Annotated in this window: 22 protein-coding genes and 2 tRNA genes; 14 read left to right on the forward strand and 10 right to left on the reverse strand. The window is 39.7% G+C overall.

The window, feature by feature from the left end; genetic code table 11:
* Positions 1-51: 51 nt before the first annotated feature.
* Both hisH and hisB read right to left on the reverse strand, forming a co-directional pair.
* Positions 52-669, reverse strand: coding sequence for an imidazole glycerol phosphate synthase subunit HisH (gene hisH / locus HLV59_RS01290; protein ID WP_016143689.1), 618 nt, complete (start codon positions 667-669; stop codon positions 52-54).
* Positions 669-1,262: an imidazoleglycerol-phosphate dehydratase HisB gene (gene hisB / locus HLV59_RS01295; protein WP_002116767.1), complete on the reverse strand. Its 594-nt coding sequence runs from the start codon at positions 1,260-1,262 to the stop codon at positions 669-671. The genes hisH and hisB overlap by 1 nt, the downstream gene beginning before the upstream one ends.
* A gap of 102 nt (positions 1,263-1,364) precedes the next feature.
* Between hisB and HLV59_RS01300 the strand changes: the two genes are divergently transcribed.
* The 3 genes from HLV59_RS01300 (at position 1,365) to HLV59_RS01310 (ending at position 2,132) form a co-directional block, all read left to right on the forward strand.
* Positions 1,365-1,748 carry a GNAT family N-acetyltransferase gene (locus tag HLV59_RS01300; protein ID WP_002116928.1) on the forward strand — a complete coding sequence of 128 codons (384 nt, stop codon included), beginning with the start codon at positions 1,365-1,367 and terminating at the stop codon, positions 1,746-1,748.
* Between the two features lie 106 nt (positions 1,749-1,854).
* A tRNA-Phe gene (locus tag HLV59_RS01305) sits at positions 1,855-1,930 on the forward strand.
* Positions 1,931-2,056: 126 nt separating this feature from the next.
* Positions 2,057-2,132: transfer RNA gene (locus HLV59_RS01310), tRNA-Phe, on the forward strand.
* A 178-nt stretch (positions 2,133-2,310) separates the two neighbouring features.
* Here the strand turns inward: HLV59_RS01310 and HLV59_RS01315 are convergent.
* The 5 genes from HLV59_RS01315 to ompR form a co-directional block, all read right to left on the reverse strand.
* Complete coding sequence (locus HLV59_RS01315) at positions 2,311-2,742, reverse strand: GNAT family acetyltransferase (RefSeq protein ID WP_171429169.1); 432 nt, start codon at positions 2,740-2,742, stop codon at positions 2,311-2,313.
* A gap of 130 nt (positions 2,743-2,872) precedes the next feature.
* A complete protein-coding gene (locus HLV59_RS01320) occupies positions 2,873-4,387 on the reverse strand; it encodes an acetyl-CoA hydrolase/transferase family protein (RefSeq protein ID WP_016142851.1) in 1,515 nt (504 codons plus the stop codon).
* Between the two features lie 35 nt (positions 4,388-4,422).
* Positions 4,423-4,545, reverse strand: a complete 123-nt coding sequence (locus tag HLV59_RS01325) for a hypothetical protein (protein ID WP_080648735.1) — start codon at positions 4,543-4,545, stop codon at positions 4,423-4,425.
* 33 nt (positions 4,546-4,578) lie between these two features.
* Positions 4,579-6,036, reverse strand: a complete 1,458-nt coding sequence (locus HLV59_RS01330; RefSeq protein WP_171429170.1) for an ATP-binding protein — start codon at positions 6,034-6,036, stop codon at positions 4,579-4,581.
* Between the two features lie 17 nt (positions 6,037-6,053).
* Positions 6,054-6,818 (reverse strand): osmolarity response regulator transcription factor OmpR, encoded by a 765-nt coding sequence (gene ompR, locus HLV59_RS01335; RefSeq protein ID WP_000060753.1) that lies wholly within the window; start codon positions 6,816-6,818, stop codon positions 6,054-6,056.
* 668 nt (positions 6,819-7,486) lie between these two features.
* Here ompR and HLV59_RS01340 point away from each other — a divergent pair.
* On the forward strand, positions 7,487-9,835 hold the full coding sequence (locus tag HLV59_RS01340) for a Tex family protein (protein ID WP_031949534.1): 2,349 nt from the start codon (positions 7,487-7,489) through the stop codon (positions 9,833-9,835).
* A 297-nt stretch (positions 9,836-10,132) separates the two neighbouring features.
* On the forward strand, positions 10,133-12,319 hold the full coding sequence (locus HLV59_RS01345; RefSeq protein ID WP_171429171.1) for a SulP family inorganic anion transporter: 2,187 nt from the start codon (positions 10,133-10,135) through the stop codon (positions 12,317-12,319).
* 66 nt (positions 12,320-12,385) lie between these two features.
* Here the strand turns inward: HLV59_RS01345 and HLV59_RS01350 are convergent, their stop codons facing one another.
* Both HLV59_RS01350 and HLV59_RS01355 read right to left on the reverse strand, forming a co-directional pair.
* Complete coding sequence (locus tag HLV59_RS01350; RefSeq protein ID WP_016142855.1) at positions 12,386-13,276, reverse strand: SDR family NAD(P)-dependent oxidoreductase; 891 nt, start codon at positions 13,274-13,276, stop codon at positions 12,386-12,388.
* 273 nt (positions 13,277-13,549) lie between these two features.
* Positions 13,550-14,827, reverse strand: a complete 1,278-nt coding sequence (locus HLV59_RS01355; RefSeq protein ID WP_031949531.1) for an O-acetylhomoserine aminocarboxypropyltransferase/cysteine synthase family protein — start codon at positions 14,825-14,827, stop codon at positions 13,550-13,552.
* Positions 14,828-15,122: 295 nt separating this feature from the next.
* On the opposite strand from HLV59_RS01355, the gene ettA reads away from it, so the two are divergent.
* A complete protein-coding gene (gene ettA, locus HLV59_RS01360) occupies positions 15,123-16,784 on the forward strand; it encodes an energy-dependent translational throttle protein EttA (protein ID WP_005067029.1) in 1,662 nt (553 codons plus the stop codon).
* Positions 16,785-16,843: 59 nt separating this feature from the next.
* Here ettA and HLV59_RS01365 read toward each other — a convergent pair whose 3' ends face one another.
* A complete protein-coding gene (locus HLV59_RS01365; RefSeq protein WP_171430562.1) occupies positions 16,844-17,536 on the reverse strand; it encodes a YidX family protein in 693 nt (230 codons plus the stop codon).
* 158 nt (positions 17,537-17,694) lie between these two features.
* On the opposite strand from HLV59_RS01365, the gene HLV59_RS01370 reads away from it, so the two are divergent.
* From HLV59_RS01370 to HLV59_RS01405, 8 genes are all read left to right on the forward strand, one after another.
* Positions 17,695-18,093 (forward strand): cation efflux protein, CzcI-like, encoded by a 399-nt coding sequence (locus tag HLV59_RS01370; RefSeq protein WP_216606751.1) that lies wholly within the window; start codon positions 17,695-17,697, stop codon positions 18,091-18,093.
* A 56-nt stretch (positions 18,094-18,149) separates the two neighbouring features.
* Positions 18,150-18,344: a hypothetical protein gene (locus tag HLV59_RS01375; RefSeq protein WP_031946965.1), complete on the forward strand. Its 195-nt coding sequence runs from the start codon at positions 18,150-18,152 to the stop codon at positions 18,342-18,344.
* Positions 18,335-18,952, forward strand: a complete 618-nt coding sequence (locus HLV59_RS01380) for a methyltransferase family protein (RefSeq protein WP_171429172.1) — start codon at positions 18,335-18,337, stop codon at positions 18,950-18,952. The genes HLV59_RS01375 and HLV59_RS01380 overlap by 10 nt, the downstream gene beginning before the upstream one ends.
* 145 nt (positions 18,953-19,097) lie before the next feature.
* Positions 19,098-19,271, forward strand: coding sequence for a hypothetical protein (locus HLV59_RS01385; protein ID WP_171429173.1), 174 nt, complete (start codon positions 19,098-19,100; stop codon positions 19,269-19,271).
* A 198-nt stretch (positions 19,272-19,469) separates the two neighbouring features.
* A complete protein-coding gene (locus HLV59_RS01390; RefSeq protein ID WP_171429174.1) occupies positions 19,470-19,868 on the forward strand; it encodes a cation efflux protein, CzcI-like in 399 nt (132 codons plus the stop codon).
* 54 nt (positions 19,869-19,922) lie between these two features.
* Positions 19,923-21,338 carry a TolC family protein gene (locus HLV59_RS01395; protein WP_171429175.1) on the forward strand — a complete coding sequence of 472 codons (1,416 nt, stop codon included), beginning with the start codon at positions 19,923-19,925 and terminating at the stop codon, positions 21,336-21,338.
* Between the two features lie 2 nt (positions 21,339-21,340).
* The gene (locus HLV59_RS01400) at positions 21,341-22,558 is read left to right on the forward strand and encodes an efflux RND transporter periplasmic adaptor subunit (protein WP_171429176.1); all 1,218 of its coding nucleotides are present in this window, start codon (positions 21,341-21,343) and stop codon (positions 22,556-22,558) included.
* The gene (locus tag HLV59_RS01405; RefSeq protein ID WP_171429177.1) at positions 22,548-25,706 is read left to right on the forward strand and encodes an efflux RND transporter permease subunit; all 3,159 of its coding nucleotides are present in this window, start codon (positions 22,548-22,550) and stop codon (positions 25,704-25,706) included. The genes HLV59_RS01400 and HLV59_RS01405 overlap by 11 nt, the downstream gene beginning before the upstream one ends.
* Positions 25,707-25,796: the final 90 nt, after the last annotated feature.

A 25,796-nucleotide genomic window follows, 5' to 3' on the forward strand; every position in this document is an offset into this window, starting at 1 on the left:
AAAAAAAAGATCAGGCTATCTAGACCTGATCTTTTTCAGTTTTAAATCAGATTAAATATTCCATTCCACAAAGTTTTTCAGTAACTGCAAACCAGCAGTGTGACTTTTCTCTGGGTGGAATTGAGTCGCGAATAAATTATCTTTGTGAATTGCTGTGCAGAAATTCACGCCATACTCACAAGTCGCAGCCACAACGCTTTCATCTTTTGGTTCAACATAGTAACTATGTACAAAGTAGAAGCGAGCATCTTGTTCGATGTTGTTCCACATTGGATGGCTTGGGTCCATTTGATGAACTTGGTTCCAGCCCATATGCGGCACTTTTAAACCTTCCATTTGAGGAAAATGTTTTACAACACCATCAAAAATACCTAGTGCATCTACGCCGCCATTTTCTTCTGAGCTTTCTAGTAGTGCTTGCATGCCTACACAAATCGCAAGAACAGGTTTATTAAAAGCAGCTTTACGTACTACTTCATCAATCCCTGCTTCACGCATGCCTTGCATACAGTCACGCATTGCACCAACGCCCGGAAAAACAATTTTGTCAGCTTGTGCAATTAACTTTGGATCATTGGTCACATCGACTGTAGCGCCCACATGCTCAAGAGCTTTCGCTGCTGAGTGTAGATTGCCCATGCCATAATCAAGTAACGCGATACGTGTCATTAGAGGCTACCTTTTGTCGATGCAATCGTGTTTTCTGCACGTGGATCAACTTCACATGCCATACGTAAAGCACGAGCAAGTGCTTTAAATACACTCTCGATTTGGTGGTGGCTATTTTTACCTTTTAAGTTGTCGATGTGTAAGGTCATAAGCGCATGGTTTACGAAACCTTGGAAAAACTCAGAAAATAAATCGACATCAAATGTACCGATGCGTGCGCGGGTAAATGGAATATCCATAAATAATCCCGGACGACCAGATAAATCGACAACAACGCGAGATAAAGCTTCATCTAATGGTGCATAAAAATGACCATAGCGTTTTAAACCTTTTTTATCACCTAAAGCTTGTGCAAAAGCTTGTCCAAGCGTGATTCCACAGTCTTCTACGGTGTGGTGATCATCAATCTCGAGGTCTCCGTCACAATGAATATCGATATCAAATAAGCCATGTCGCTTGATTTGATCAATCATATGGTCTAAAAATGGAACTCCAGTGTTTAGTGTGCCTTGACCAGTACCGTCGAGATTTAAACGAACTCGAATTTTGGTTTCATTGGTATTTCTAACCACTTCACTGATACGTTGCGTCATGGACACGTTCCTCAAAAAACGTCAAAAATGATTGGATGTTAACGACAATTTCGCTGTGACGAATTCGTGACAGCATCATAGTTTGCTCAGGAGGGTTAATCAATGCCTATTACCGTACATGCTTATAGTTCTCTAGATAATTCAGAGATCCGCGATCAGCTTGAGCGTTTGTATGATACAAGTCCGGAGTTTGGTGACGGGCACGATGCGATTGAACAACTTGAACAAGATTTACAACAGTATACCACGCTATACACTGCCGAATTTAACACCAAAATTATAGGTGCAATTTGGTCTTCAGGACAAGGCGAAAGCAAGGTTCTTGAATATATTGTTGTTCACCCTGCTAACCGTGGTCGTGGGGTAGCTGAGCGCTTAGTTGAAGAAGCTTGTCGTATAGAAGAGTCAAAAGGTGTTAAAACTTTTGAACCAGGCTGTGGCGCGATTCATCGCTGTTTGGCTCATATTGGTAAACTACATCACTAAAAGCTTCTATTATTTTGTGTTTGTGATTTAAAAATAATCACTTGTTACAAAAAACACGGAAGTTGCTTGACGTCTTCTTATAAACATTGTTTAATACGCCCACTTCGGCGTGATAGCTCAGTAGGTAGAGCAACGGATTGAAAATCCGTGTGTCCCCAGTTCGATCCTGGGTCTCGCCACCATTATTTGTGTTTTCAATCCCTGATCCCATCAGGGATTTTTTTTAAGTATAAAAAATACTCATTTAAATCAGAAACTCAGGATAATAGTTGACTATTGTTCTGAGATACGGCTTAATACAGGCCATCGGCGTGATAGCTCAGTAGGTAGAGCAACGGATTGAAAATCCGTGTGTCCCCAGTTCGATCCTGGGTCTCGCCACCATATTCGAAAAAGCCCTATACATTAACGTATAGGGCTTTTTTCATGTCTATCTATTTTGCCCCAACACATCGTTAATTCACTTGTGTATAAATCCCATTTTATCCACAAGTATAGTTACTTATCCCCAAGCCCAAATGGGTTTTCTTAATAGCGAAAAAGAAAGTGTGGACTAAGTGCGTTAGTCGAGTGGATTATCGCTAATAAGTCGTTTTCCTAAACACACTGCTTCTACTTCGTCATAGCCAAGTTGTTCATAAAAGTTCAGTACATTTAAATTGTCTTTGCGGACGAGTAATTGTAGTTTTGGGCAGCCGCGGGCAATCAATCGCTTTTCAAGCTGCTGAACGAGCGCTGTAGCGATTCCTAAGCGTTGTTGGTGGGGATGAACAGCTAAATAGTTAATCCAGCCTCTATGGCCGTCGTAGCCGCCCATAAGCGTGCCAATCAGTTGCTCATCTTTAATAGCAACCAAAAACAAATCATCCTGTTGTGAGACTTTCCTGAAAATATCGGTTTCAGGATTATTCCAAGGGCGGGTCAGGCCACAGCTTTCCCATAAAATAACCACATCATCCAGATCTGCATTTGTAAATTGACGAATAATAAACATATGGATTTCTACTTTTTGTTTTGATGTGCTGAAAAGATAAAATAAAAATTAGGACTTGAGCAGTGTTTTATTAATAATTTAAACAAATAAAAAAGCACCCCCGAGGGAGTGCTTGAATTAAATCAGGGATTTAAGCTGATTTTGCAACTGGTTCTGCTTGAAGCATTTGGCCTGTTTCTTCGAAGTTTGCATGCCAAGACAATGCTTCACGAAGTAAGTGAGGAGTATGTCCACCTTTAGCACATGCACGATCAAAGTAGTCGTTTAATGCACCACGATAAAGTGGGTGTACACAGTTATCGATAATAGCGCGAGCACGCTCACGAGGTGCTAAACCACGTAAGTCTGCTAAACCTTGCTCTGTCACTAAAATATCAACGTCGTGTTCACTATGGTCAACATGGCTCACCATCGGCACGATAGAAGAGATATCGCCGCCTTTAGCAATTGATTTAGTCACAAAGATTGCCAAGTGTGCGTTACGAGCGAAGTCACCTGAACCACCAATACCGTTCATCATTTTAGTACCGCATACGTGGGTTGAGTTCACGTTACCGTAAATATCAAACTCAAGTGCAGTGTTAATGCCGATAATTCCTAAGCGACGAACCAATTCAGGATGGTTAGAAATTTCTTGTGGACGAAGTACTAATTTGTCTTTGTAAGCTTCGATATTGCCAAAAACTTTTTCGCCACATTTTGCAGAAAGGGTAATTGAGCTACCAGAAGCAAATTTCATTTTGCCTGCATCAATGAGTTCAAAAGTACAGTCTTGTAGTACTTCTGAGTACATAATGAGGTCTTCAAAATCAGAATCTTTTAAACCTGTTAATACAGCGTTGGCAATAGAACCAATCCCTGCTTGTAATGGACCAAGATTTTTTGGTAAACGGCCTTCTGCAACTTCTTTGTTAAAGAAAGCAATAAGGTGGTTTGCAATACCTTGAGTCTCATCATCTGGAGGAGTTACGGTTGATGGTGAGTCATGTGTATCGTTAAATACAATACCTACAATTTTTGCAGGATCGATTTGGATTGCTGTTGTACCAATACGCTCATCCACTTTTGTTAATGGAATTGGAGTACGTGTTGGACGATAAGTCGGAATGTAGATGTCGTGCAAACCTTCAAAGCTTTCGCTTAAAGATGTGTTGATTTCAACAATAACTTTTTCGGCAAAAATAGCAAAGCTTGCAGAGTTACCTACAGAAGTTGTTGGAATAATACCGCCATCTTCAGTAATCGCAATTGCTTCAATCACCGCAACGTCTGGACGTTTAAGCTGCTGGTTACGCATTTGCTCAACAGTTTCTGATAAATGTTGATCAATAAACATAACTTCGCCGTTGTTAATCGCACGACGTAATGTGTTGTCTACCTGAAATGGCATACGACGAGATAAAACACCTGCTTCCGTGAGTTGTTTGTCTAAGTCATTACCTAAGCTAGCACCCGTAATTAACGTGATTTTTAACGGATTTTTCTTTGCATGCTCTACAAGGGCTTGTGGAACAGCTTTAGCTTCACCGGCACGAGTAAAACCACTCATACCAACGGTCATTCCATTTTCGATGAATTGCGCAGCTTGTTCAGCACTGATGACCTTGTCATGAAGAGAAGCTAGGCGAATACGACTTAAAGACATTGGACATCCTCAATATTGTCAAAACATAGGGGATTTTAGCTATGAAAAATTGAAAAGTGCATAGATGTTAGGCTAAGGTCTAATTTTGTAAATAAATGGCGGTATAAATTATATTTATGGTTTTTATTTAATTGATTTTTATTGCTTTTATTTACTATTAAAACAAGGCTTTTAATTGCTGATTGATTAAATTAAAAGCGCTCACTCAATGTTTGCTTTATTTTTTCCAAAGGATTCGTCGTGGTATTTTCTTCAGTACTCGGTTTTGGGATTGGTAAAGAAATAATAACTTCTAAACCACCTTGTTGGCGATTATGAATTTGAATCTCGCCATGATGAATATCGACAATACGTTTAACAATAGCCAGCCCAAGACCACTGCCTTGAATGGTTCTTGCCGAGTCTCCGCGAACAAAAGGTTGCATTAACTCTTCAATTTGATCTGCTGGAATGCCTGCACCATGATCAGCAACGGTAATTAAAATAGATTCATTTTCAACTTTTGCACTGAGCTCAATTGGTTCAGCGCCATAGCGTTTTGCGTTATTAATCAAGTTGGCAATCAATCTTTTTAAAGAAAGGCTACGTGCCGGAATAATAGGTACATCCTGCATCTCGAATTGAATATCGAGAGGTTTAAATTGCACAACTAATTCTTGCAAAAGCATGTTGATATTGGTGTCTTTCAATTCCTCATCCGAACCATCGCGCATATACGAAATGAATTGATTGAGAATTGCATCCATATCATCTACGTCATAGACCAAACCTTCACGCAAAAACTCATCAGGCAGCATCTCTGCTGTTAAACGTATGCGTGTAAGCGGGGTGCGTAAATCATGTGAAATACCTGCCAGCATAATACGTCGTTCACGTTCAGTCTGATCGAGTGTGTAGACCATGCGATTAAAGGCTTGGTTTACTTGACGAATTTCTAAAGGGCCATGATTGGTATCAAGGTAAGGTGCTGTTCCGGATTTACTGTATTCATTGGCAGCATTTTGCAAACGACGCAGAGGGCGGTTCATCTGTCTGACCAAAATCAAAATAATGATAGCGGACAGTAATGGAACCCCCACAACCCAACCCACCAAGAGCTCAGGACTATAGTTGGCATAGGTTTTTAAAGGCTCACGAACCCAGTTTCCATGCATTTCAGGAGTTTGAATCCAAATGCGTGGGCTCGGTTTAAACTGGAAGTAGACGGTAACGTCTTTAGTCCCGATCTCATTTGCAAGTTTTTCTTCAACCTGATTGGTAAAAAACTCGGCAATAAGCTTGTCTCGGACACTAGGATATTCTTTGGGGTTTGTAACGTATTCAATACCGACTCGATTACGTAACCACGCATCCACATCTACTTCAGTTTCGCGATGAAAAATTCGTATATCAGGATTGTTGACAAGCTCAAGTTCGACTGCAAGATAACGGGCGTGTTGTTGAATTTCAGGTAAATAAAGAGTGCGCCAAAAGAACCATAACGACATAAACAAACTAAAGAACACCACCAGCAGTACCAGAATAGTGGTACGCATGGCAGCAGAACGTGGCTTTATTTTGTCGAGAAAACGTTCCCATCGAGTCCGTTTACGTTCTGAGTAGGTCACGTAATCGGTAAAGTTCTGTGGGGCGATTGGTTCTAAACTCACTCTATCTTATCTCAAGCTTATTCAGCACCATCTGGAACGAATACATAGCCCACACCCCATACAGTTTGGATGTAACGTGCACGTGCAGGGTTATCTTCAATCAAACGACGTAAACGAGAAACTTGAACGTCAATTGAACGTTCCATTGCACCCCATTCACGGCCACGCGCTAAGTTCATCAATTTATCGCGTGTTAATGGCTCACGTGGGTGTTGTACCAATGCTTTTAATACTGCAAATTCGCCAGTTGTTAGAGTAACAATTTGACCTTCGCGTGTCAGGGTACGGGTAGACAAGTCTAAAGACCATGGACCAAAGCTAACTACTTCAACTTGTTGGCTCGGTGCACCCGGAACTTCACGCACTTGGCGACGTAATACCGCACGGATACGTGCTAAAAGCTCATTTGGATTAAATGGTTTTGGTAAGTAATCGTCTGCACCAGCTTCAAGACCGGCAATACGGTCTGAATCGCTACCACGTGCTGTTAACATGATGATTGGCGTATCAATATTTGATTGGCGTAAACGACGGCAAATACTTAAACCATCTTCAACCGGTAACATAAAGTCGAGTACGATCAGTGAAAATAACTCACGTTGTAATAAACGGTCCATTTGCGAAGCATCGTGGGCAGTTTTTACAACAAAGCCTTTATCTTCCAAAAAACGTTGCAAGAGGGTACGTAAACGCACATCGTCATCGACCACTAAAATACGTTCGACACGATCCGTTTCGTTGTGTACGGTTTCAGGATGTTCAGCAGGTACAACTAAACTCATGATGTACTCCCTTTTAAAGTCATAATTTATATATTATTGGGTCGGAGAGGCTAATTGCCAACAAGCCCTCAGTATAATGCCGATGTTCTTGTTTAGACTATGTATCAATTTGCTCAAAATTACAATTTTCAAGGTGGTTTGAAACCAAAAAACAACATCTTAAGCCCATAATTTAGCAAAGACCGCTCAAAAAAAACAAATACTTAAATTTTCAATAATTTTTAAACACCTCAATAGTAATAACTCATTGTTTCAAATGCATTATTTCTATCAGGCTTAATAGACTATCATAGAGCTTTTAATCGTTGAGTTGGGCAAATAGTTAAACCTGATGAAAAATTAGAAGAATAAAACAGTGCTCAACCTCAATCTTTTGATCTTTTGGGCTATGTATCAATATGATCATTTTCTCATAAATTATATTAAATTTTTGTCATATTCATGACACAAGTCATACGTTTATATTTTATAAATATTAAAAGGTAGGGTTCAGTCTTAATTTTTTCATAGTTAAACGCCTATTTTTATGTGCTCTAATCGTCGTAAAAACTATAAATATTCAGAGTCAATACAAAAAAACGTTTTGAATACGCAAACAAGTGTGGATTTTATGGGCTTGGTCTTTATAATCAGTGCTTTTAAACTTTATCCTTGTGGGATCAAACACGATGACTGACTTAGTTCAGCAGTTGGCAAGTGAACTTGCCGTACGTCCAAACCAAGTAGAAGCTGCCATCCGCTTAATTGACGAAGGTGCCAGTGTTCCATTCATTGCCCGTTACCGTAAAGAAGTAACACAAGGTTTAGATGATACGCAGTTACGCCAATTAGATACTCGTTTAGCGTATTTACGTGATTTATATGAGCGCCGTGAAAAGGTTATTCAGTCATTGCAAGAACAGAATAAATTGAGTGATGACTTGTTGGCGCGGGTGAATGCAGCCGAAACAAAAAATGCTTTAGAAGAAATTTATGCACCGTATCGTCCTAAGCGTACAAGTAAGTCTTTTAAAGCAAAAGAAGCAGGTCTAGGACCGATTGCTGAAAAAATTATTGCAGAACAAGTTGACCCGACAGAAGCATTAGCTGGTTTTAGTCACGAAGACTATCCAGATGTTGAAAGTCAATTAGATGCGATTCAGCATATTCTAATTGATGATTGGGCACAAAATATTGCGCTTACTACAGAATTAAAAGCAACTTTTGCAAAAACTGCAGTGTTAAAAAGTACAGTTGCTTCTGAAGAAAAGAAAGAAGTCGGTAAAAAATTCCGTGATTACTTTGAATTTTCTGAAGGTCTAAACAAACTGCCTTCACATCGTTTATTGGCGATGTTACGTGGCCGTCAAGAAAATGTATTAGGTTTAAAAGTAGATGGTGAAGATGATGCACCATTGGCACGTATCGAAACTGAATACAACCTTGAGCAAATTCAACCTCAAGCACGTCAGGACTTCTTAAAGCAAACTGCTAAATTATTCTGGTTGGGTAAAGTTCGTCCTCAAATCGAGCATTCATTGCTGACAGAGAAACGTCTTACTGCCGAAGCCGAAGCAATGCAGGTATTTGCTGAAAATCTTCGTCATTTATTATTATCGGCACCAGCGGGTAGCCGTACGACTTTAGGTGTTGACCCTGGCATTCGTACAGGCGTTAAACTTGCAGTCGTGAGTGATTCAGGGGATGTACTTGCTCACAGCACGATTTATCCATTTGCGCCTAAAGAAGATAAAGAAGGTTCTATTGCTGAGCTTGCACGTTTATGCCGTGAATATAATGTAGAGCTTATTGCCATTGGTAACGGTACAGCTAGCCGTGAAACGGAAGCTGTAGTGGCTGAAATGATGGCTGCAAATACAGATCTTAAATTAACACGTGTGACTGTAAGTGAAGCGGGTGCATCTGTTTACTCTGCAAGTGAACTTGCTGCGGCAGAACTTCCAGAACTTGATGTTTCAATTCGTGGTGCAGTGTCGATTGCTCGCCGTTTACAAGATCCTCTTGCTGAACTTGTTAAGATTGATCCGAAATCAATTGGTGTAGGTCAATATCAACATGATGTGAATCAAACCGGTTTGGCTAAAACACTTGATGCGGTAGTTGAAGACTGTGTGAACGCTGTTGGTGTTGATGTAAATACTGCTTCGCCAGCAATCTTGGCTTACATTGCAGGTTTGAATAAAGCGATTGCTCAGCAAATTGTTGAGTATCGCAAAGAGCATGGTCGTTTTGATAACCGTCAAGCTTTGAAAAGCGTACCACGTTTAGGCGAGCGTACTTTTGAACAAGCAGCTGGTTTCTTACGTATCCAAAATGGTTCTGAACCTTTAGATGCTTCTGCTGTTCACCCTGAAAGTTATGGTCTTGTTGAGAAAATTGTTGCTGCAAAAGCCACAACTGTGAAAGACATCATTGGTAATACCGAAATCATTCGTCAAGTAAAAGCTGATGAATTTGTTGATGACAAATTTGGTTTGCCAACAGTTCAAGACGTATTAGCTGAACTTGAAAAACCGGGCCGTGACCCACGTCCAGAGTTCCGTACTGCTAAATTCCGTGAAGATATTACTGAAGTTGGTCAATTGACAGAAGGTATGCAGCTTGAAGGTGTGATTACTAATGTCACAAACTTTGGTGCCTTTGTTGATATTGGTGTGCATCAGGATGGTTTAGTTCATATTTCTGAATTAGCGAATGAGTTCGTTTCTGATCCGCATAAAGTTGTAAAACCGGGTCAGATTGTACAAGTGCGTGTTATGCAGGTTGATGCTGAACGTAATCGCGTGAACTTAAGTATGCGTGCCGAAGGTTCTGCACCTGTAAAAGCACAGCGTCCACCACGCCGTGAGCAGAATAACGAACAACGTTTTGAACGTAAGCCTCAAGGTAAACGTCCTCAACCACGTAAAGATCAAGCTGAACGTCCTCAGCGTAACAAGCAAGAAAAACCACAAGAACAAAAGATTGGTGGTTTAGGTGCATTGTTATTGCAAGCAGGAATTAAAGGTTCTAAATAAGAGTCTTTAAGATGATAAGAAGCCTCCAGTTGTTGGGGGCTTTTTTATTGGTGGAGCATTATTTCTGAGAGGGATTAAAGATCGGTTAAGAAAAATCGCAGTCCTAAAGATGAGGTGAATCTTAAGATCAACAAATCGTTGTTAAATACACAATTAAATACACAACGTTATAGCATAACTAAACTTTAATGAGATTCAGTTGTCCGACATCATCAACCCAGCCTTGAAGCATTTATTCTCTTTCAGGCTGTAATAGTACAACTTTGCTTATTTCTTTTTATTATAAATGGTTGTTTTATGTCGGTTTTAAACCTGAAAAATAGATTTCATTTAAAAGACCTCTTATCCGGAGTTGTCGTATTCCTCGTCGCATTACCGCTGTGCTTGGGTATTGCTTTAGCCTCGGGTGCTCCCATCATCTCTGGTATTATTGCAGGTATTGTAGGCGGCATTATTGTGGGTTTACTCAGTGGTTCTCACATTAGTGTTGCAGGCCCAGCGGCAGGGCTGACTGCCGTAATTCTTGTACAGTTAGAACAACTAGGCGGCAATTATGCCGCCTTTTTATTATGTATTATTTTTGCCGGTATCCTACAAATTCTATTTGGATTATTTAAGTTAGGATTTTTTGCCAACTTTATCCCTAATAATGTCATTTTAGGATTACTCGCTGCTATTGGTGTCATTCTAATTGCGACACAATTGCCTTACCTGTTCGGACTTTCTGATTTTTCATGGAAACAGGTTTGGACTTCAACACCAGACGCATTCCTTCAACGTTTTGATGAAGGGGCTGCACTTATTGGTTTACTCAGTTTATTCCTAATTTTAGCGTGGGATAGTAGTCCACTTAAAAAATTAGCTTTACCTTCGGCTTTGATTGCTGTTGTACTCGCAGCAGTTTTAAATTTTATTTTAGTGAGTATGGGCTCTGCATGGGCAGTACAAATTGATAACCTCATTCAATTGCCTAATATATTACAAGCACCTGAAAAAGTATTAATTTTTCCTGATTTTAGCTATTTAGCTGAGCCTATGATTTACACAGGTGCAATTACTCTAGCTGTGGTGGCATCTTTAGAAACATTATTGAATTTAGAAGCAGCAGATAAAATCGATCCACAGAAACGTTCTTCTCCTCCTAATCGCGAACTCTGGGCACAAGGTACAGGCAATATTGTTTCGGGTTTAATTGGTGGAATGCCCGTGACTTCAGTGATTGTACGTAGTTCGGTAAATGCAAATACAGGCGCGCGTAGTAAATGCTCTACCATTATTCATGGTGTATTGTTGCTGTTGGCAGTTTTGTTCTTTGTGCCATTAATGAACATGATTCCTCTGTCTGCATTGGCTGCAATTTTAATTCTGACAGGTTTTAAGCTTACCCATCCAAAACTGTTTAAACAGCTTTATCAAAAAGGTTGGAAACAGTTTTTACCTTTTATTATTACTTTAGTTGCAATTTTACTGACCGATCTTTTAATGGGAATTTTAATTGGTCTGTTCACCAGTAGCGCTTTTATTCTCTATGGTAATTTTAATAAAGGTATTCGTGTCTATAGAGAGAAGCGCTTGCATGGTGTAGTTACTCGTATTGAACTCCCATCACAAGTGACCTTTCTTAATCGTTCTGCGCTGATTTCGGCATTAGAACACGTACATAAACATCAACAACTCATTATTGATGCAACTCAGTGTGATTCGATCGATCCTGATATCTATCAAGTTATTCAAGATTATCAAAGTGAAACTGCCATTAAACGTCAAGTAAATCTTAAATTGGTTGGGTTCAAACAGCACTATCAAGATGTTGATGATGCAGTACTTGATATTGATATTAGTACACATGATTTGCAACAAAAGCTGAGTCCACAGCAGGTCGTTAACTTACTTAAGGAAGGGAACGAACGTTTTGTAAAAAATGAACGTCTTCAACGAGATATTTATCGACAAATTCGTGTTACTGCAGATGAAGGGCAACATCCGATTGCAGCAGTGCTTGGTTGTATGGATTCACGTGCACCTACCGAAATGATTTTTGATGTGGGTATTGGTGATCTGTTTAGCTTACGAATTGCAGGTAATATTGCTGGGCAAAAAGTATTGGGTTCACTTGAGTTTGCTTGTCAGGCTAAAGGCTCTAAAGTGATTGTGGTTTTAGGACATACAGATTGCGGTGCTGTGACGAGTGCATGTCAATTACGTCTAGAACAAAAGCAAGTGTCCGATGTGAAGGAAATGCCACACATTCAATATGTGCTTGGGCCATTAATGCATTCGGTTGATAGCGTATATGACATTATGCAGCCACGTGAATTAGGGAATGCTTTTATTAGCCAAGTGACAGCAATGAATGTTCACTACAACATCCAGTATATTATTAATAACAGCAGTGTGCTTAAAGATATGGTTGATCGCGGTGAGATTGTCATTGTGGGTGCAATTTACGATGTAAAAACAGGGCACGTTCAGTTTCTTGACTAATATGAACTTCATTAAAAAAAGCGCCTTAAATTAAGGCGCTTTTTTGATTATGCGATTAACTCAAAATTACCAGTGTTCACCTGGGAAAATACGTGCATAAGCTTTTTGTGCCCAGTTTAATTTCTCGGTTTTTTGTCCCTTCGCTGCATCCGAACTTGGGAATAAACGGAAACCAATCGACATAAACATATTATTGATGCCTGGAGCTACAGAATAAGTCATTGAAGCTAAACGGCCTAAGTTCGTTGCCATACGTTTTGGACGTTTCACAATTGCATAAGCAATTAGGTCAGCAGCCTGCTCAGGTGAAAGTGTGGGTACATATTTATAAATTTTAGTCGGTGCAATCATTGGGGTACGAACCAATGGCATATAAATTGAAGTAATCGCAATTTTGTGTGCATGAACTTCGGCAGATAGACAGCGGCTAAATGCATCAAGAGCGGCTTTAGATGCGACATACGCAGAGAAGCGGGTTGCGTTTGCTAAAACACCAATCGAGCTAATGTTAATGATTTGTCCATCTTTACGCTGAATCATATGCGGCAAGATATTGAGAACTAGACGAACCGCGCCAAAATAATTCAATTGCATCGTGCGTTCAAAGTCATGAAAACGATCATAAGACTCATGTACGGCACGGCGAATAGAACGACCTGCGTTATTAATTAAAATATCAATGTGATCCACAGTTGCTAAAATTTCTTTAGATACTTGATCAATCATTTCCATATCGTTGAGATCACATGGGAAAATTGATGCCTTACCACCACGGCTTTCAATATCTGCTTTCACTTCTTCCAACGTTTCTTGGGTACGGGCAACCAGTAAAACATGGGCACCAGCATCAGCAAGTTTGTTTGAAATCGTTAATCCAATTCCACTCGAGGCGCCTGTCACTAAAATGACTTTATCTTGTACCTTTTCCTGGAACAGAGCTTCTAATTTTTTATTCACAGCATTTTACCTAAGTAGGGGCAGGGACTATTTATTCCGGTATGTAATTTTTATTTTTTACAACCGTAGGTTCATCCAGATGAACTCATAAATACTGCCCTTATCTTAATAGATGTTTAAAAATTGTCTAGTCTGTAAATATATGAAATTTAACAATTTATTTAGAGTAAAAACTCTAAAATACGATCTTAATCCATTAATTATTTTAATCATATAATAAATGAAAAAACAAAAAAGCCTCTATTTCCAGAGGCTTGTTGAATAGTTTAAAAGTTATACAGCTGAAAGTGCTTGTTCTAAATCGGCAATTAAGTCGTCAATATGCTCAATTCCAATGGACAGACGAACCATATCTTCGCTTACACCAGCAGATTTCAGCTCTTGTTCATTGAGCTGGCGGTGAGTCGTAGTTGCAGGGTGGCAAGCCAAACTTTTTGCATCACCAATATTAACAAGTCGAGTAAATAGCTGAAGTGCATCAATGAATCGAGTACCACCTTCACGACCATCTTGCACGCCAAAAGATAAAATTGCAGAAGGTTTACCTTTTACATATTTTTGAGCAAGCTGGTGCTGCGGATGATCTTTTAAACCTGCGTAATTGACCCATTTTACTTTTGGATGAGTTTTTAAATATTCCGCAATTTTTTGCGCATTTTCAGTATGGCGCTCCATGCGGAGATTTAGAGTTTCTAAACCTTGTAAAATTAAGAAAACACTTAGGGGGCTAATTGCAGCACCTGTATTACGTAAAGGTACAACGCGAGCTCGTGCTATATAAGCAGCCTCACCTAATGCCTCGACATAATTCACCCCGTGATAACTTGGGTCAGGTGTATTTAAAACTTTAAAGCGATCTGAATATTTACCCCAAGGGAATTTGCCACTATCTACAATCGCACCACCAATGCTATTACCGTGTCCACCGATATATTTAGTAAGCGAATGGATAACGATATCGGCACCATATTCAAATGGTTTTAATAAAGCAGGGGTGGCAACAGTATTGTCGACGATAACAGGCACCCCATATTCATGTGCGATTTTTGAAATTGCTTCTAAATCAATGATATTTCCAAGTGGATTACCAATCGATTCAACAAAAACAAGTTTAGTTTTATCATCAATTAAATTACGTAAGCTTTCTGGTTGTTGATAATCAAAAAAGCGAACTTCAATGCCTTGTTTTGGTAATGTGTGGGCAAATAGATTGTACGTCCCGCCATATAAAGTTGAGACTGAGGCAATGTTGTCTCCTGCTTCTGTAATCGTTTGGATGGCATAGGTAATTGCTGCCATTCCAGAAGCCAAGGCTAACGCACCAATTCCACCTTCAAGTGCAGCAAGGCGTTGTTCAAGTACAGCAGTGGTCGGGTTCATAATCCGGGTATAAATATTGCCCTGAACTTTTAAATCGAAAAGGTCGGCACCGTGCTGTGTATTATCAAATGCATAAGAAGTCGTCTGATAAATAGGGACCGCAACTGCTTTTGTTGTCGCTTCGGGTGAGTAGCCTGCGTGAATGGCTAAGGTTTCATCTTTATAAGTCATGATTACTTCATCTTCGTGAGTTAAATATTGAGCGAGTCTAGCTTAAAAGTTAAATAGAAAATTGCAGAAATTCTGGTTTGTTTTCTAATTTTAGGAATAAAGATAGAAAAATATACGCTGAAACGCTGTATAAATCTTATCCATAAACATTTTGCAACTTATTGAAAAAGAAAATTGTTTGATAAATCCGTACGATGGAAATCATAACTTCAAGTTGTTGGGGTTTTCAGCGTATAATACGCGCGATTATTTATCGCTTATGCGATGTATTGGTTTTTCAATTGAGGAGTCCTGCGTGGCCCAATATATTTATACGATGAACCGAGTGTCTAAGATGGTTCCGCCAAAGCGCGAAATCTTAAAAGACATCTCTTTATCATTTTTCCCGGGTGCCAAAATTGGTGTACTCGGTTTGAACGGTGCAGGTAAATCTACCTTGCTTCGTATTATGGCTGGCGTAGATAAAGATTTCTCTGGTGAAGCTCGTGCACAACCTGGAATTAAAATCGGCTATTTAGAGCAAGAGCCGCCACTTGATCCGACTAAAGACGTTCGTGGTAACGTTGAAGATGGCGTACGTGAAGCTTTAGATGCTTTAGAACGTCTTGATCAGGTATTTGCAGAATATGCAGACCCAGATGCTGATTTTGATGCACTTGCAAAAGAGCAGGAAAAATTAGAATCAATTATCCATGCTTGGGATGCGCACAACCTAAACAACCAGCTTGAAATCGCGGCGGATGCCTTGAATCTTCCAGCTTGGGATGCAGATGTAACTAAGCTTTCAGGTGGTGAACGCCGTCGTGTAGCACTTTGCCGTTTATTGCTTTCAAAGCCAGACATGTTGCTTCTTGACGAACCGACGAACCATTTAGATGCAGAATCTGTATCTTGGTTAGAGCGCTTCTTGAAAGATTTCCCTGGCACAATCGTTGCGATTACGCATGACCGTTATTTCTTAGATAACGTGGCCGAGTGGATCTTGGAGCTTGACCGTGGACACGGTATTCCTTACCAAGGTAATTACTCTTCTTGGTTGGAACAGAAAAATGCTCGTTTAGAACAAGAGCAGAAGCAAGAAGAATCTTTTGCTAAAGCATTGAAGAAAGAACTTGAATGGGTTCGTTCAAATGCGAAAGGTCAGCAAAAGAAAAACAAAGCGCGTATGGAGCGTTTTGAAGAGCTTAACTCTAAAGAATTCCAGCAACGTAATGAGACGTCTGAAATCTACATTCCACCTGGCCCTCGTTTGGGTAATAAAGTTGTGGAAGTTGAAGGGATCAGCAAATCATTTGACGGCCGCGTATTGTACGAAAACTTATCTTTTACTGTACCTCCAACAGCAATTGTGGGTATCGTTGGTCCAAACGGTGCGGGTAAAACCACATTATTCCGTATGATGACTGGCGAACAGCAACCTGATACAGGTACTGTGACTTTAGGTGAGTCAGTTAAAGTGGCTTACGTAGGTCAGATTCGTGACACCCTAGACAATAACAAAACTGTTTGGGAAGAAGTTTCTGGTGGTTTAGATATCTTGAAAGTGGGCGATTATGAAATTGCTTCACGTGCTTATATCGGTCGCTTTAACTTCAAAGGCCAAGACCAGCAAAAACGCGTAGGCGAATTGTCTGGTGGTGAGCGTAACCGTTTACAACTTGCGAAAATTTTACAGCAAGGCGCAAACGTTATCTTACTGGATGAGCCATCAAACGACTTGGATATTGAAACTTTACGTGCGCTTGAGGATGCAATTCTTGTATTCCCAGGCACAGTAATGGTGGTATCGCATGACCGTTGGTTCCTTGACCGTATCGCGACACACATCTTGTCATTTGAAAATGAACAGCCAGAATTCTACACAGGTAACTATGCAGAATACGAAGCTTATCGTCAGTCACGTTTAGGTGAAGATGCTGTTCAAAAACGTACTAAATACAAAAAAATTAGCGGATAATTTCTGTTAATAAAAAAACCAGCCTACGGGCTGGTTTTTTATTTTAAGAGTGAAGGATTTTATTTGTTAAAGTCACCATGCAAATCTGACCAGATTAATGATGGGGCTACTGTAATTACGTCAAAGGTCATTGCTAGAGGATACAAAGCCATGCGTGTTACACGTTTAAACGGATGTTTCTTGGTTATTTCATCTTTTTGTTGTAGAGCGACTGGGTAGGGAGTTGGGAGCTGTTGTTGAATCTTTTGATTATCTGCTTTTTGATAAATCTTTCCTTTAAAGCGGATTATGGTGAAAGGATAGAAAACTTGTTTTTGATTTTCCATCGCCATAAATTGATTTTTAAAACCTAATGTATTTAAAAGTTCTTTTTGTTTTTCATCTATTTGATAAGTGGGAATATTATAACGAATCGTTATCTCGCCATGAAAATGAGTAGCATCATCCATTTCAAGTACAAGCGGTGATGGTGTCTTTAAGGTTCTCTGTTCTGCTGGAATACTTTTAATAATATTTAAAAGGTTTGAGCTACCGTCAGTCATTAAATAGTTATAGTCTTTCCCCACAAATACAAAACCTTCTTCTTGGTCATTTTTAACTGTTTGACCTAAGGCAATAATTTGATCATTTTTTAAAACGGTGGTTTTAATTTCAGTTGTTTCATTTGGTAAAGCGGCGGACAATAGATTCGTTGCACAGCCTGTTAATCCAAGGCACATTGTTAATATCGATACAGAAAAAAGTTTGTACATCATGATTACTCAAAAAGAAATTATTTTTATCTCGACTAATGTGAGAGAAGTTTTAAATTAAAAGATGTGAATTGGTGAATTGACGTTTTGTAATTTTATTACATGCCTACAGCCTGTTATAGTGGCTCTGTTCAACTTTTTAGTTTAATGGTGTGCTTTTGCCACGTTCCGCAGTTTTTATGTCCATCTTGTTTAGTTTGCTCATATTCCAAAGTTTATGGAATGTGGCGGCAGCATTTTGCGTGCATAAAAATCAGGAAAAGGCATTACAACATTTCGGTCATCATGCAGATTTAAATGTATATCAATCTTCATACCATATGCAGACTGAACATGTTGGTATTGTAGAAAATTCTGATAATGCTCCATTAAGCTGGCAAGATCATCACGATCATTTACCTTCATGTTTTCATGTATTGATGACTGAAAATGCACAACAAGCTCAAGAACCTTTTGTGCGTGTACATGAGCTTTCACAAATCTATTACTGGTCTAATTCTTATCAGTCCCCGTATCTGGGCTCTTTAAATCCCCCTCCTGTCTTAACCCTGCTATAGGTGGGGTAGCCGAAAAATAACCCACCAGAAATTTATTTATTTCAAAGGGTTATCTTATGCTTAATTATATGTGCAAACAAAGCGCAGCAATCTTCTATGTAGATTACTCGCTTAAACATTCACGTCTTTATGTTAATGACAAGGCGGGATATAAGGTTCTGTCAAATTTTTCCGGAAAACAAAAATATCATTTTAATGAATCTGTTATCTCATCTCTGATGATTCACAGTGATGGAGGTTTATGGAAATGAATATTTTATTTACCCCCCGTGTTAGAACTGTGAGCTCCCGAGTGATTGGGCTGATTTTAGCTATTATTCTTGCTTTAAGTTTTAGTAAATGGCATTTCCAAGAGGCATTTATAGAACATATTTTATGGTTCTTTGGATGGTTTTTTGTGGGCATCGGAGTAATGGGAAGAATATGGTGCAGTCTTTACATTTCTGGATTTAAGAATGCCAAGTTGGTGACAGACGGTCCCTATTCTTTATGTAGAAATCCACTCTATCTGTTTAGTTATCTGGGTGGAGTCGGGATCATGTTGATTACAGAGACGTTTATCTTCCCAATAATATTCACGCTTTATTTTCTCTGTTACTACCATTTTGTTATACGTCAAGAAGAAGCGTTCCTCAGTGAAAAATATGGAACTGTATATTCAGATTATATAAAGACAATTCCACGCTTTTTACCAAGTTTCAAAAATTTTAAAGAGCCTGAGTTCTATCAGGTTTCGCCGAAGCATTTCCGTATTTTTTTGACGCAGGTGGTGTGGTTTATCTGGGTTGCGGCCTTAATTCAACTTTTTGATGAGTTGCGACTACACGGTGTTCTCCCTTCATTGTTTAGTTGGTTCTAAAAAATGAAATGAAAGTATATCCGCATGCTTCTTAGGGACTCAGAAGATTTGTCCTGAATTGATTAACTAAAGCATGCGAAAAATTAATTTTATTTCTGGATTAAGTCCTTAAATAAATTCGGAATATTTAGATCTGGTGATTATTATGTCTATTAAACTAACTACAAAAGCGGTTTTGATGGTTTTACTTCTTTCAACAAGTTTGGTTCATGCTGATGGAGGGTTAATATTCCTCGAAAAGAATATTAAGTCTCAGCAAGAAACAAAAGCTAAAGCTCAAGAAGATAAGAAACCTCATTTAACTTGTAAGCGTAAATAATTTTTATTTTTTAGGAAACTAATTACTTAATAATTAGTTTCCTATGAGTAAAGATAAAGATTCTTAATGATTTATTCTTATCTTTACTCAGGCGAAATTAGAATCGTTTTTATACTGCTACTTATAGATGTAATTTTATTACATGCCTACAGCCTGTTATAGTGGCTCTGTTCAACTTTTTAGTTTAATGGTGTGCTTTTGCCACGTTCCGCAGTTTTTATGTCCATCTTGTTTAGTTTGCTCATATTCCAAAGTTTATGGAATGTGGCAGCGGCATTTTGCACGCATGAAAATCAGGAAAAAGCATTACATCATTTTGGGCATCATACGGCTTTGAATGTATATCAAGCCTCTTTTCATGCTCATAGTGAACAAAGCGATATGGAAAATACTTCTCATAAAGCGCCTTTAAACTTGCAAGATCATCATGACCATTTGCCAACCTGCTTTCATATTGTGATGACAGAAGTTGAAAAACAAGCTCAGGCGCCTGTAGTGCATGTACATGAGCTTTCGCAAATTTATCATTGGTCAAATTCTTATCAGTCTCCGCATCTCGGTACTTTAAAACCGCCTCCTGTTTTAACCCCGCTATAGGTGGGGTAGCCAAAACAAGCCCACCGCATTTCTTATTTATTGCGGGGCAAAAACATGTCTTCTATTTTTTCAACTCGAGTGAGTTCTACTTCTCACTTGGAGAGTAACGTTAAGATAACGTTAAAAAAGGTTTTAACAATCTCAAGCCTATCTGTTGCTATGCTATTGGCTGGACAAGTAGCGATGGCTCAGTCTGAGATTCAACAAGAACGTTATATTCAAAAAGCAGCCTTTACTTTTGACCAAGCTTTAGAGCAGGTAAAAAATTATCAAAGTCAGCAAGGCACTTGGCAAGTACAACAGCAAATGGCTGAGGCCAATTTAAAGCAAAGTCGTTTATGGGCTAACCCAAGTCTTTCCATTGAACAAACGGGCTTTCAGAGTGATCAAGAAAAAGAACTCGCGATAGGTGTTTCTCAGCCACTAGATATTTTTGGGCAACGCAAGGCTGCGCAAAATTTAGCAAAAGTGGAAATATCAAAAATTGATTTAGCCGAACAGCGTTATAAGGCTGAGCTTGAATTAATCGTTAAATATTTCTGGTCACAAGTGGCTTTGCTTGAGCTTGAAAAGTCTCTCATTGGCGAGCAACTAGAAGTGAGTCAAGAAAATTTACAAGCATCAGAAAAGCGTTATCAAGCGGGCAGTATTGCCCAAGTTGATGTAGACCGAGTGCGGATGTCTCACTTGGAAAATCAGCGTTTATATCAACAAGTTGATTTAAAACTTCAAGTTGCGAAACAACAGATGGTGAACTTATGGGGGGGGAGTTCAAGTCAATTTCAGCTATTCCAAAGTCCACATCAGTTATGGGCATTGGCAGCGGATGTGGAACCAAGCCAAGATGCGCAAAATAATTTATTAGAGCGCTCTTTCCAGTTAGATTCTCTTGCGCAGCAAGCCAATATTCAACAGCTTAAAGCAAAAGCAAGACCACAACCTACCGTAACTTTGGGGATGAACAACACACGCTCACCAGAACAGAGTACGGATAATCAAATCCGATTAGGTGTGGAAATTCCTTTAAATCTTTTTAATCGCCAGCAATACGGAATCAAGATTGCTCAGGCTAAACAAGAGTTATCTCAACGCCAGCAAAGCTTTTATCGACAGCAAAATCAAGTTGATATTGAAACCCTAATGTCAGAGTTAAAAGGTTTACGCCTCCAGTTTAAACAACTGAATGATCAACAAGTTCCTCTTGCCGTTCAGGTTCAGCAAAAAACATTACAAGGTTTCCGTTTGGGTAAGTTCGCTGTTACCGATGTTCAGCAAGCCACCATGCAATTGCAAGACGTGCGCTTACGTAAAGTCGAGCTATTAAAACAGGCTTGGCAAAATTCAATTGAAATTCAAAGTTTGCGTCTTGGGTTAGAACCAGAACAGATCATGGCGAAAGATGCCTTAATGCAACTCAATCAACGTGCTTGGCAACAAAGTCAAACATTCCCAACTCAGGCAGGAGAATAATAATGTCGACAAATTTAAAGAAAAATTCTCAATGGCTTTGGGTCGGGGTGATTGCTGCAATCACTGCACTATTAATTGGTTTACTGGTTTTAAATTCAAAAAATAAATCTAATTCTTCAGAAGCATCGGAAGGTCACGGGCATGCTGAAGAAGAGGGTGAAGAACACCATGAAGAAGGTGAAAAACCACTGCTACTCACTGCTCAGCAAATGCAGGAACAAAATTTAAAAATTGAACAAGCTGAACTAGGTGAAGTGCCTCAACTTCAAACTTATCCAGCAAAACTGGTGGTGAATACAGACCGACAAGCCCATGTCTCACCAAGTTTTAGTGGTCGTGTCGAGGCGGTCTATGTTGAATTGGGGCAACAGGTTAAAAAAGGGCAGGCTCTCGCAAGCTTATTGGTTCCAGATCTAGTCGATCAACAAGCCAATTTGCAAATTGCCCAGACTAATCTTGATTTAGCGCGTCAGGATTATGAACGCGAGCGAAGCTTATGGTCTCAAGGAATTTCTGCCAAACAAGATTATCAAAGAGCTTATAACGCCTATCAACAAGCCCAAATTCAAGTTAAAGCAGCTCGCTCGCGCTTAAGTGCTTTCGGGGCGGGTTCAGGCTCAGGAGGGCGCTACACCTTAACAGCGCCAATTGCAGGAGTGGTGAGTAATAAAGATATTGTGGTGGGTGAAAATGTACAGCTGGCAGATCAGCTTTTTATTATTAATCAGCTTGATCAGTTATGGCTTGAGTTTATTTTACCAAGCACTGCAAATCTGAATTTACAGCCGAATCAGCAGATTGAATTTAAATCTTTGCAAACTGGGAATGTATTTAATGCTCAGGTTCAAAGTTTAACAACCGAAGCCGATGCTCAAACGGGGCGTTTACAAGTTCGCGCGAAGGTTTTGGCAAATAGCAGTGAATTACGTCCAAACTTGATGGTTAACGTTGAGTTGAATTCAGGTTCAACACAAAAAGTCACCCGTGTAAAAGCTCAGGCGATTCAACAAGTCGAAGGTAAAGACGTTATCTTTACCCCAAAAATGGTGAAATCAGGCTTTGAATTTGAACCTGTGACTGTGCAGTTGGGACAACGCTCTAAAGACGGTCAGTGGATCGAAGTTGTAAAAGGTATTAATCCAAGCCAGCGCTATGTTGCAGAAGGCAGCTTCTTGCTGAAGTCCGAATTGGAAAAGGGAGAGGCGGAGCATGGACATTAATAAACCTGAGCTACCCAAACCAGAAGGGTTGTTTGATAGAGTTATTCAGTTTGCTATTCAAAATGCTATTTGGGTCATGTTATTTGTACTGACTTGGATTGGAGTTGGGATCTGGAGTTATCAAAAGCTTCCTATTGATGCAGTTCCAGATATTACTAATACGCAAGTCCAGATTAATACTCAAGCCAATGGATATACCGCTTTAGAGGTTGAACAGCGGATTACCTATCCTATTGAAAATGCGATGGCTGGTATCCCTAATCTGGAGCAGACTCGTTCTATTTCACGTTATGGGCTTTCCCAAGTCACCATCATTTTCAAAGATGGAACCGATATTTATTGGGCAAGACAACTGATTAACCAACGTTTACAAGAGGCGGACGGGCAACTGCCTGAATCAGTCGATCCAGTCATGTCTCCTGTTTCTACAGGTTTAGGTGAAATTTACCAATGGGTGGTAAAAGCAAAATCAGGTGCTAAGAAAGCAGATGGTACAGCCTATACAGCCATGGATTTACGTGAAATTCAGGACTGGATTGTGCGCCCTCAGTTACAGCGTGTGAAAGGCGTGGCCGAAATTAATAGTATTGGTGGCTACAATAAAACCTATATTGTATCGCCTGATTTAAAACGTTTGCAGCAGCTTCAAATTTCAATTAATGAATTTCAAACTGCTCTGCAAGAAAATAATGAAAACCGTGGTGCAGGTTTTATTGAAGAAAACGGAGAGCAACTTACCGTTCGTGTGCCTGGCATGCTAAGTAGTGTTGAAGATATTCAAAATATTACTGTGAGCACCAAAAATGGGTTACCAATTCGCGTGGCCGATGTAGCAAATGTTTCTATTGGGCATGATTTAAGAACAGGAGCTGCAACTTACAATGGTGAGGAAACCGTTCTTGGCATTGCCATGATGATGATGGGAGAAAATAGCCGTACCGTTGCTCAGGCGGTTGATACCAAAATTAAGGAAATTCAGCCTACCCTACCTAAAGGTGTAGAAATCGAAACGGTTTATGACCGAACAAGTTTAGTCAACAAAGCAATTGCAACCGTACAGAAGAACCTTGTTGAAGGTGCAATTCTGGTTATTGTGATTTTGTTTATTTTCCTAGGAAATTTTCGAGCTGCTTTAATCACAGCCTGTGTTATTCCACTTTCGATGTTATTTACCCTGACAGGTATGGCTGAACAAAACATTAGTGCCAACCTAATGAGCTTAGGTGCGCTTGATTTCGGGATTATTGTAGATGGTGCAGTTGTTATCGTAGAAAACTGTATTCGACGTCTAGCAGAAGCACAGCATGCTTTACATCGACCCCTTACACGAGCTGAGCGATTCAAAGAAGTTTTCCTTGCAGCAAAACAGGCTCGTCGACCACTTATTTTTGGGCAAATGATTATTTTAGTGGTTTATCTCCCTATTTTTGCTTTATCTGGTGTTGAAGCCAAAATGTTTCATCCAATGGCGATGACAGTGGTGATGGCATTATTGGGTGCCATGATTCTTTCTGTGATATTTGTACCTGCGGCAGTTGCTCTTTTTGTTACGGGTGAAGTGAAAGAAAAAGAAACCCGTTGGATGCAGCTTTTAAAGCAGAAATATCAAAATATTCTCGATCAGGCTTATCAACTTAAGATAGTGGTTGTTAGTTTTGCATTAAGTATTTTAGTGCTCACAGGTGTGTTAGCTACCCAAATGGGCAGTGAATTTGCACCGCAACTCAGCGAAGGTGATTTTGCCTTGCAGCAAATGCGTTCACCGAGTACTGGGCTCGAGCAATCACTGCGAATGCAGGAAAATACGGAAAAGCTCATTTTGAAAAACTTTCCTGAGGTAAAAGCTGTTTTTGCACGAACAGGAACGGCTGAGGTTGCAACGGATGTGATGCCGCCTAATATCTCTGATGCTGTCATTTTACTGAAACCACATGACCAATGGCCAAACTCTAAAGAGACGCTAGCTGAGCTGCGTTCACGTATGGAAGCTTTTTTAGCGACATTACCGGGTAATAACAGTGAGTTCTCTCAACCGATTGAGCTGCGCTTTAATGAGCTAATTTCAGGGATCCGGAGTGATATTGGCGTCAAGATTTTTGGCGATGATATGCAAGTACTCAATGAGCAGGCTCAAGCACTCGCTCAGAAAGTACAAAAAATTTCAGGTGCTACTGCAGTTAAGGTAGAACAAACTAGCGGTTTACCGGTGCTGAGTGTCGAAATTAACCGACCTCTGGCTGCGCAATACGGACTATCTGCCAAAGCCATTCAAGATATTGTGGCGGCAAGTGTCGGTGGACAAAATGTTGGACAGATTTTACAAGGCGATAGACGATTTGATTTTGAAATTCGCCTAGAAGATCAGCAGCGCACCATCCAAAACTTAGCTCAACTTCCGATTCAGCTACCAAATGGTGGACTGATCCAGCTTCAAGATGTTGCTAAAGTTGAACGTACCTCAGGTTTAAATCAGATGGGACGTGAAAATGGGAAGCGCCGTGTCATTATTACTGCAAACGTAGAAGGCCGTGACTTAGGATCATTTGTTCAAGAGTTAAGAACAACACTCGCAAAAGAACAACTGCCAGCTGGGTATTGGTTGGAATATGGCGGTCAATTTGAAAATCTAGCTTCAGCTGCTGCACGAATGAAAATTGTTGTTCCATTAGCGCTTGCTATGATTTTTATTCTGCTCATGGCTGTATTTCATAATGTTAAAGAAAGCTTGTTGGTCTTTAGCGGCGTGCCGTTTGCTTTGTCAGGTGGTCTGATTGCGCTTTGGCTAAGAGATATTCCGCTGTCCATGTCTGCTGGTGTTGGGTTTATTGCCTTATCAGGAGTTGCTGTTTTGAATGGTCTGGTAATGCTGAGCTTTATTAAAGAGCTTAGAGAAAAATTTGATATTCAAACAGCCACGTGGAATGGAGCGATCTTACGTTTAAGACCTGTTCTCATGACAGCTTGTGTTGCGTCACTTGGTTTTATTCCAATGGCTTTGGCTACGGGAACTGGTGCAGAAGTTCAGCGACCTTTGGCAACGGTAGTAATCGGTGGCATTATTTCATCTACGATATTAACTTTGGTTTTATTACCAGTCATTTATCGATGGATGAATGAAGGCAAGACAAAAAGCGTTGAGCATTCATAATGTCATCGATTTGAGATATCTTTTTTGATTACAAAATTTAAGTCGAAAAAGTGTTTGTAAGAGTTAAAGGTAAAGGTGTCTTCATCACTA

Origin of the sequence: Acinetobacter lactucae (genome assembly GCF_013122135.1) — a bacterium.
GTDB classification, from domain to species: Bacteria; Pseudomonadota; Gammaproteobacteria; order Pseudomonadales; family Moraxellaceae; genus Acinetobacter; species Acinetobacter lactucae.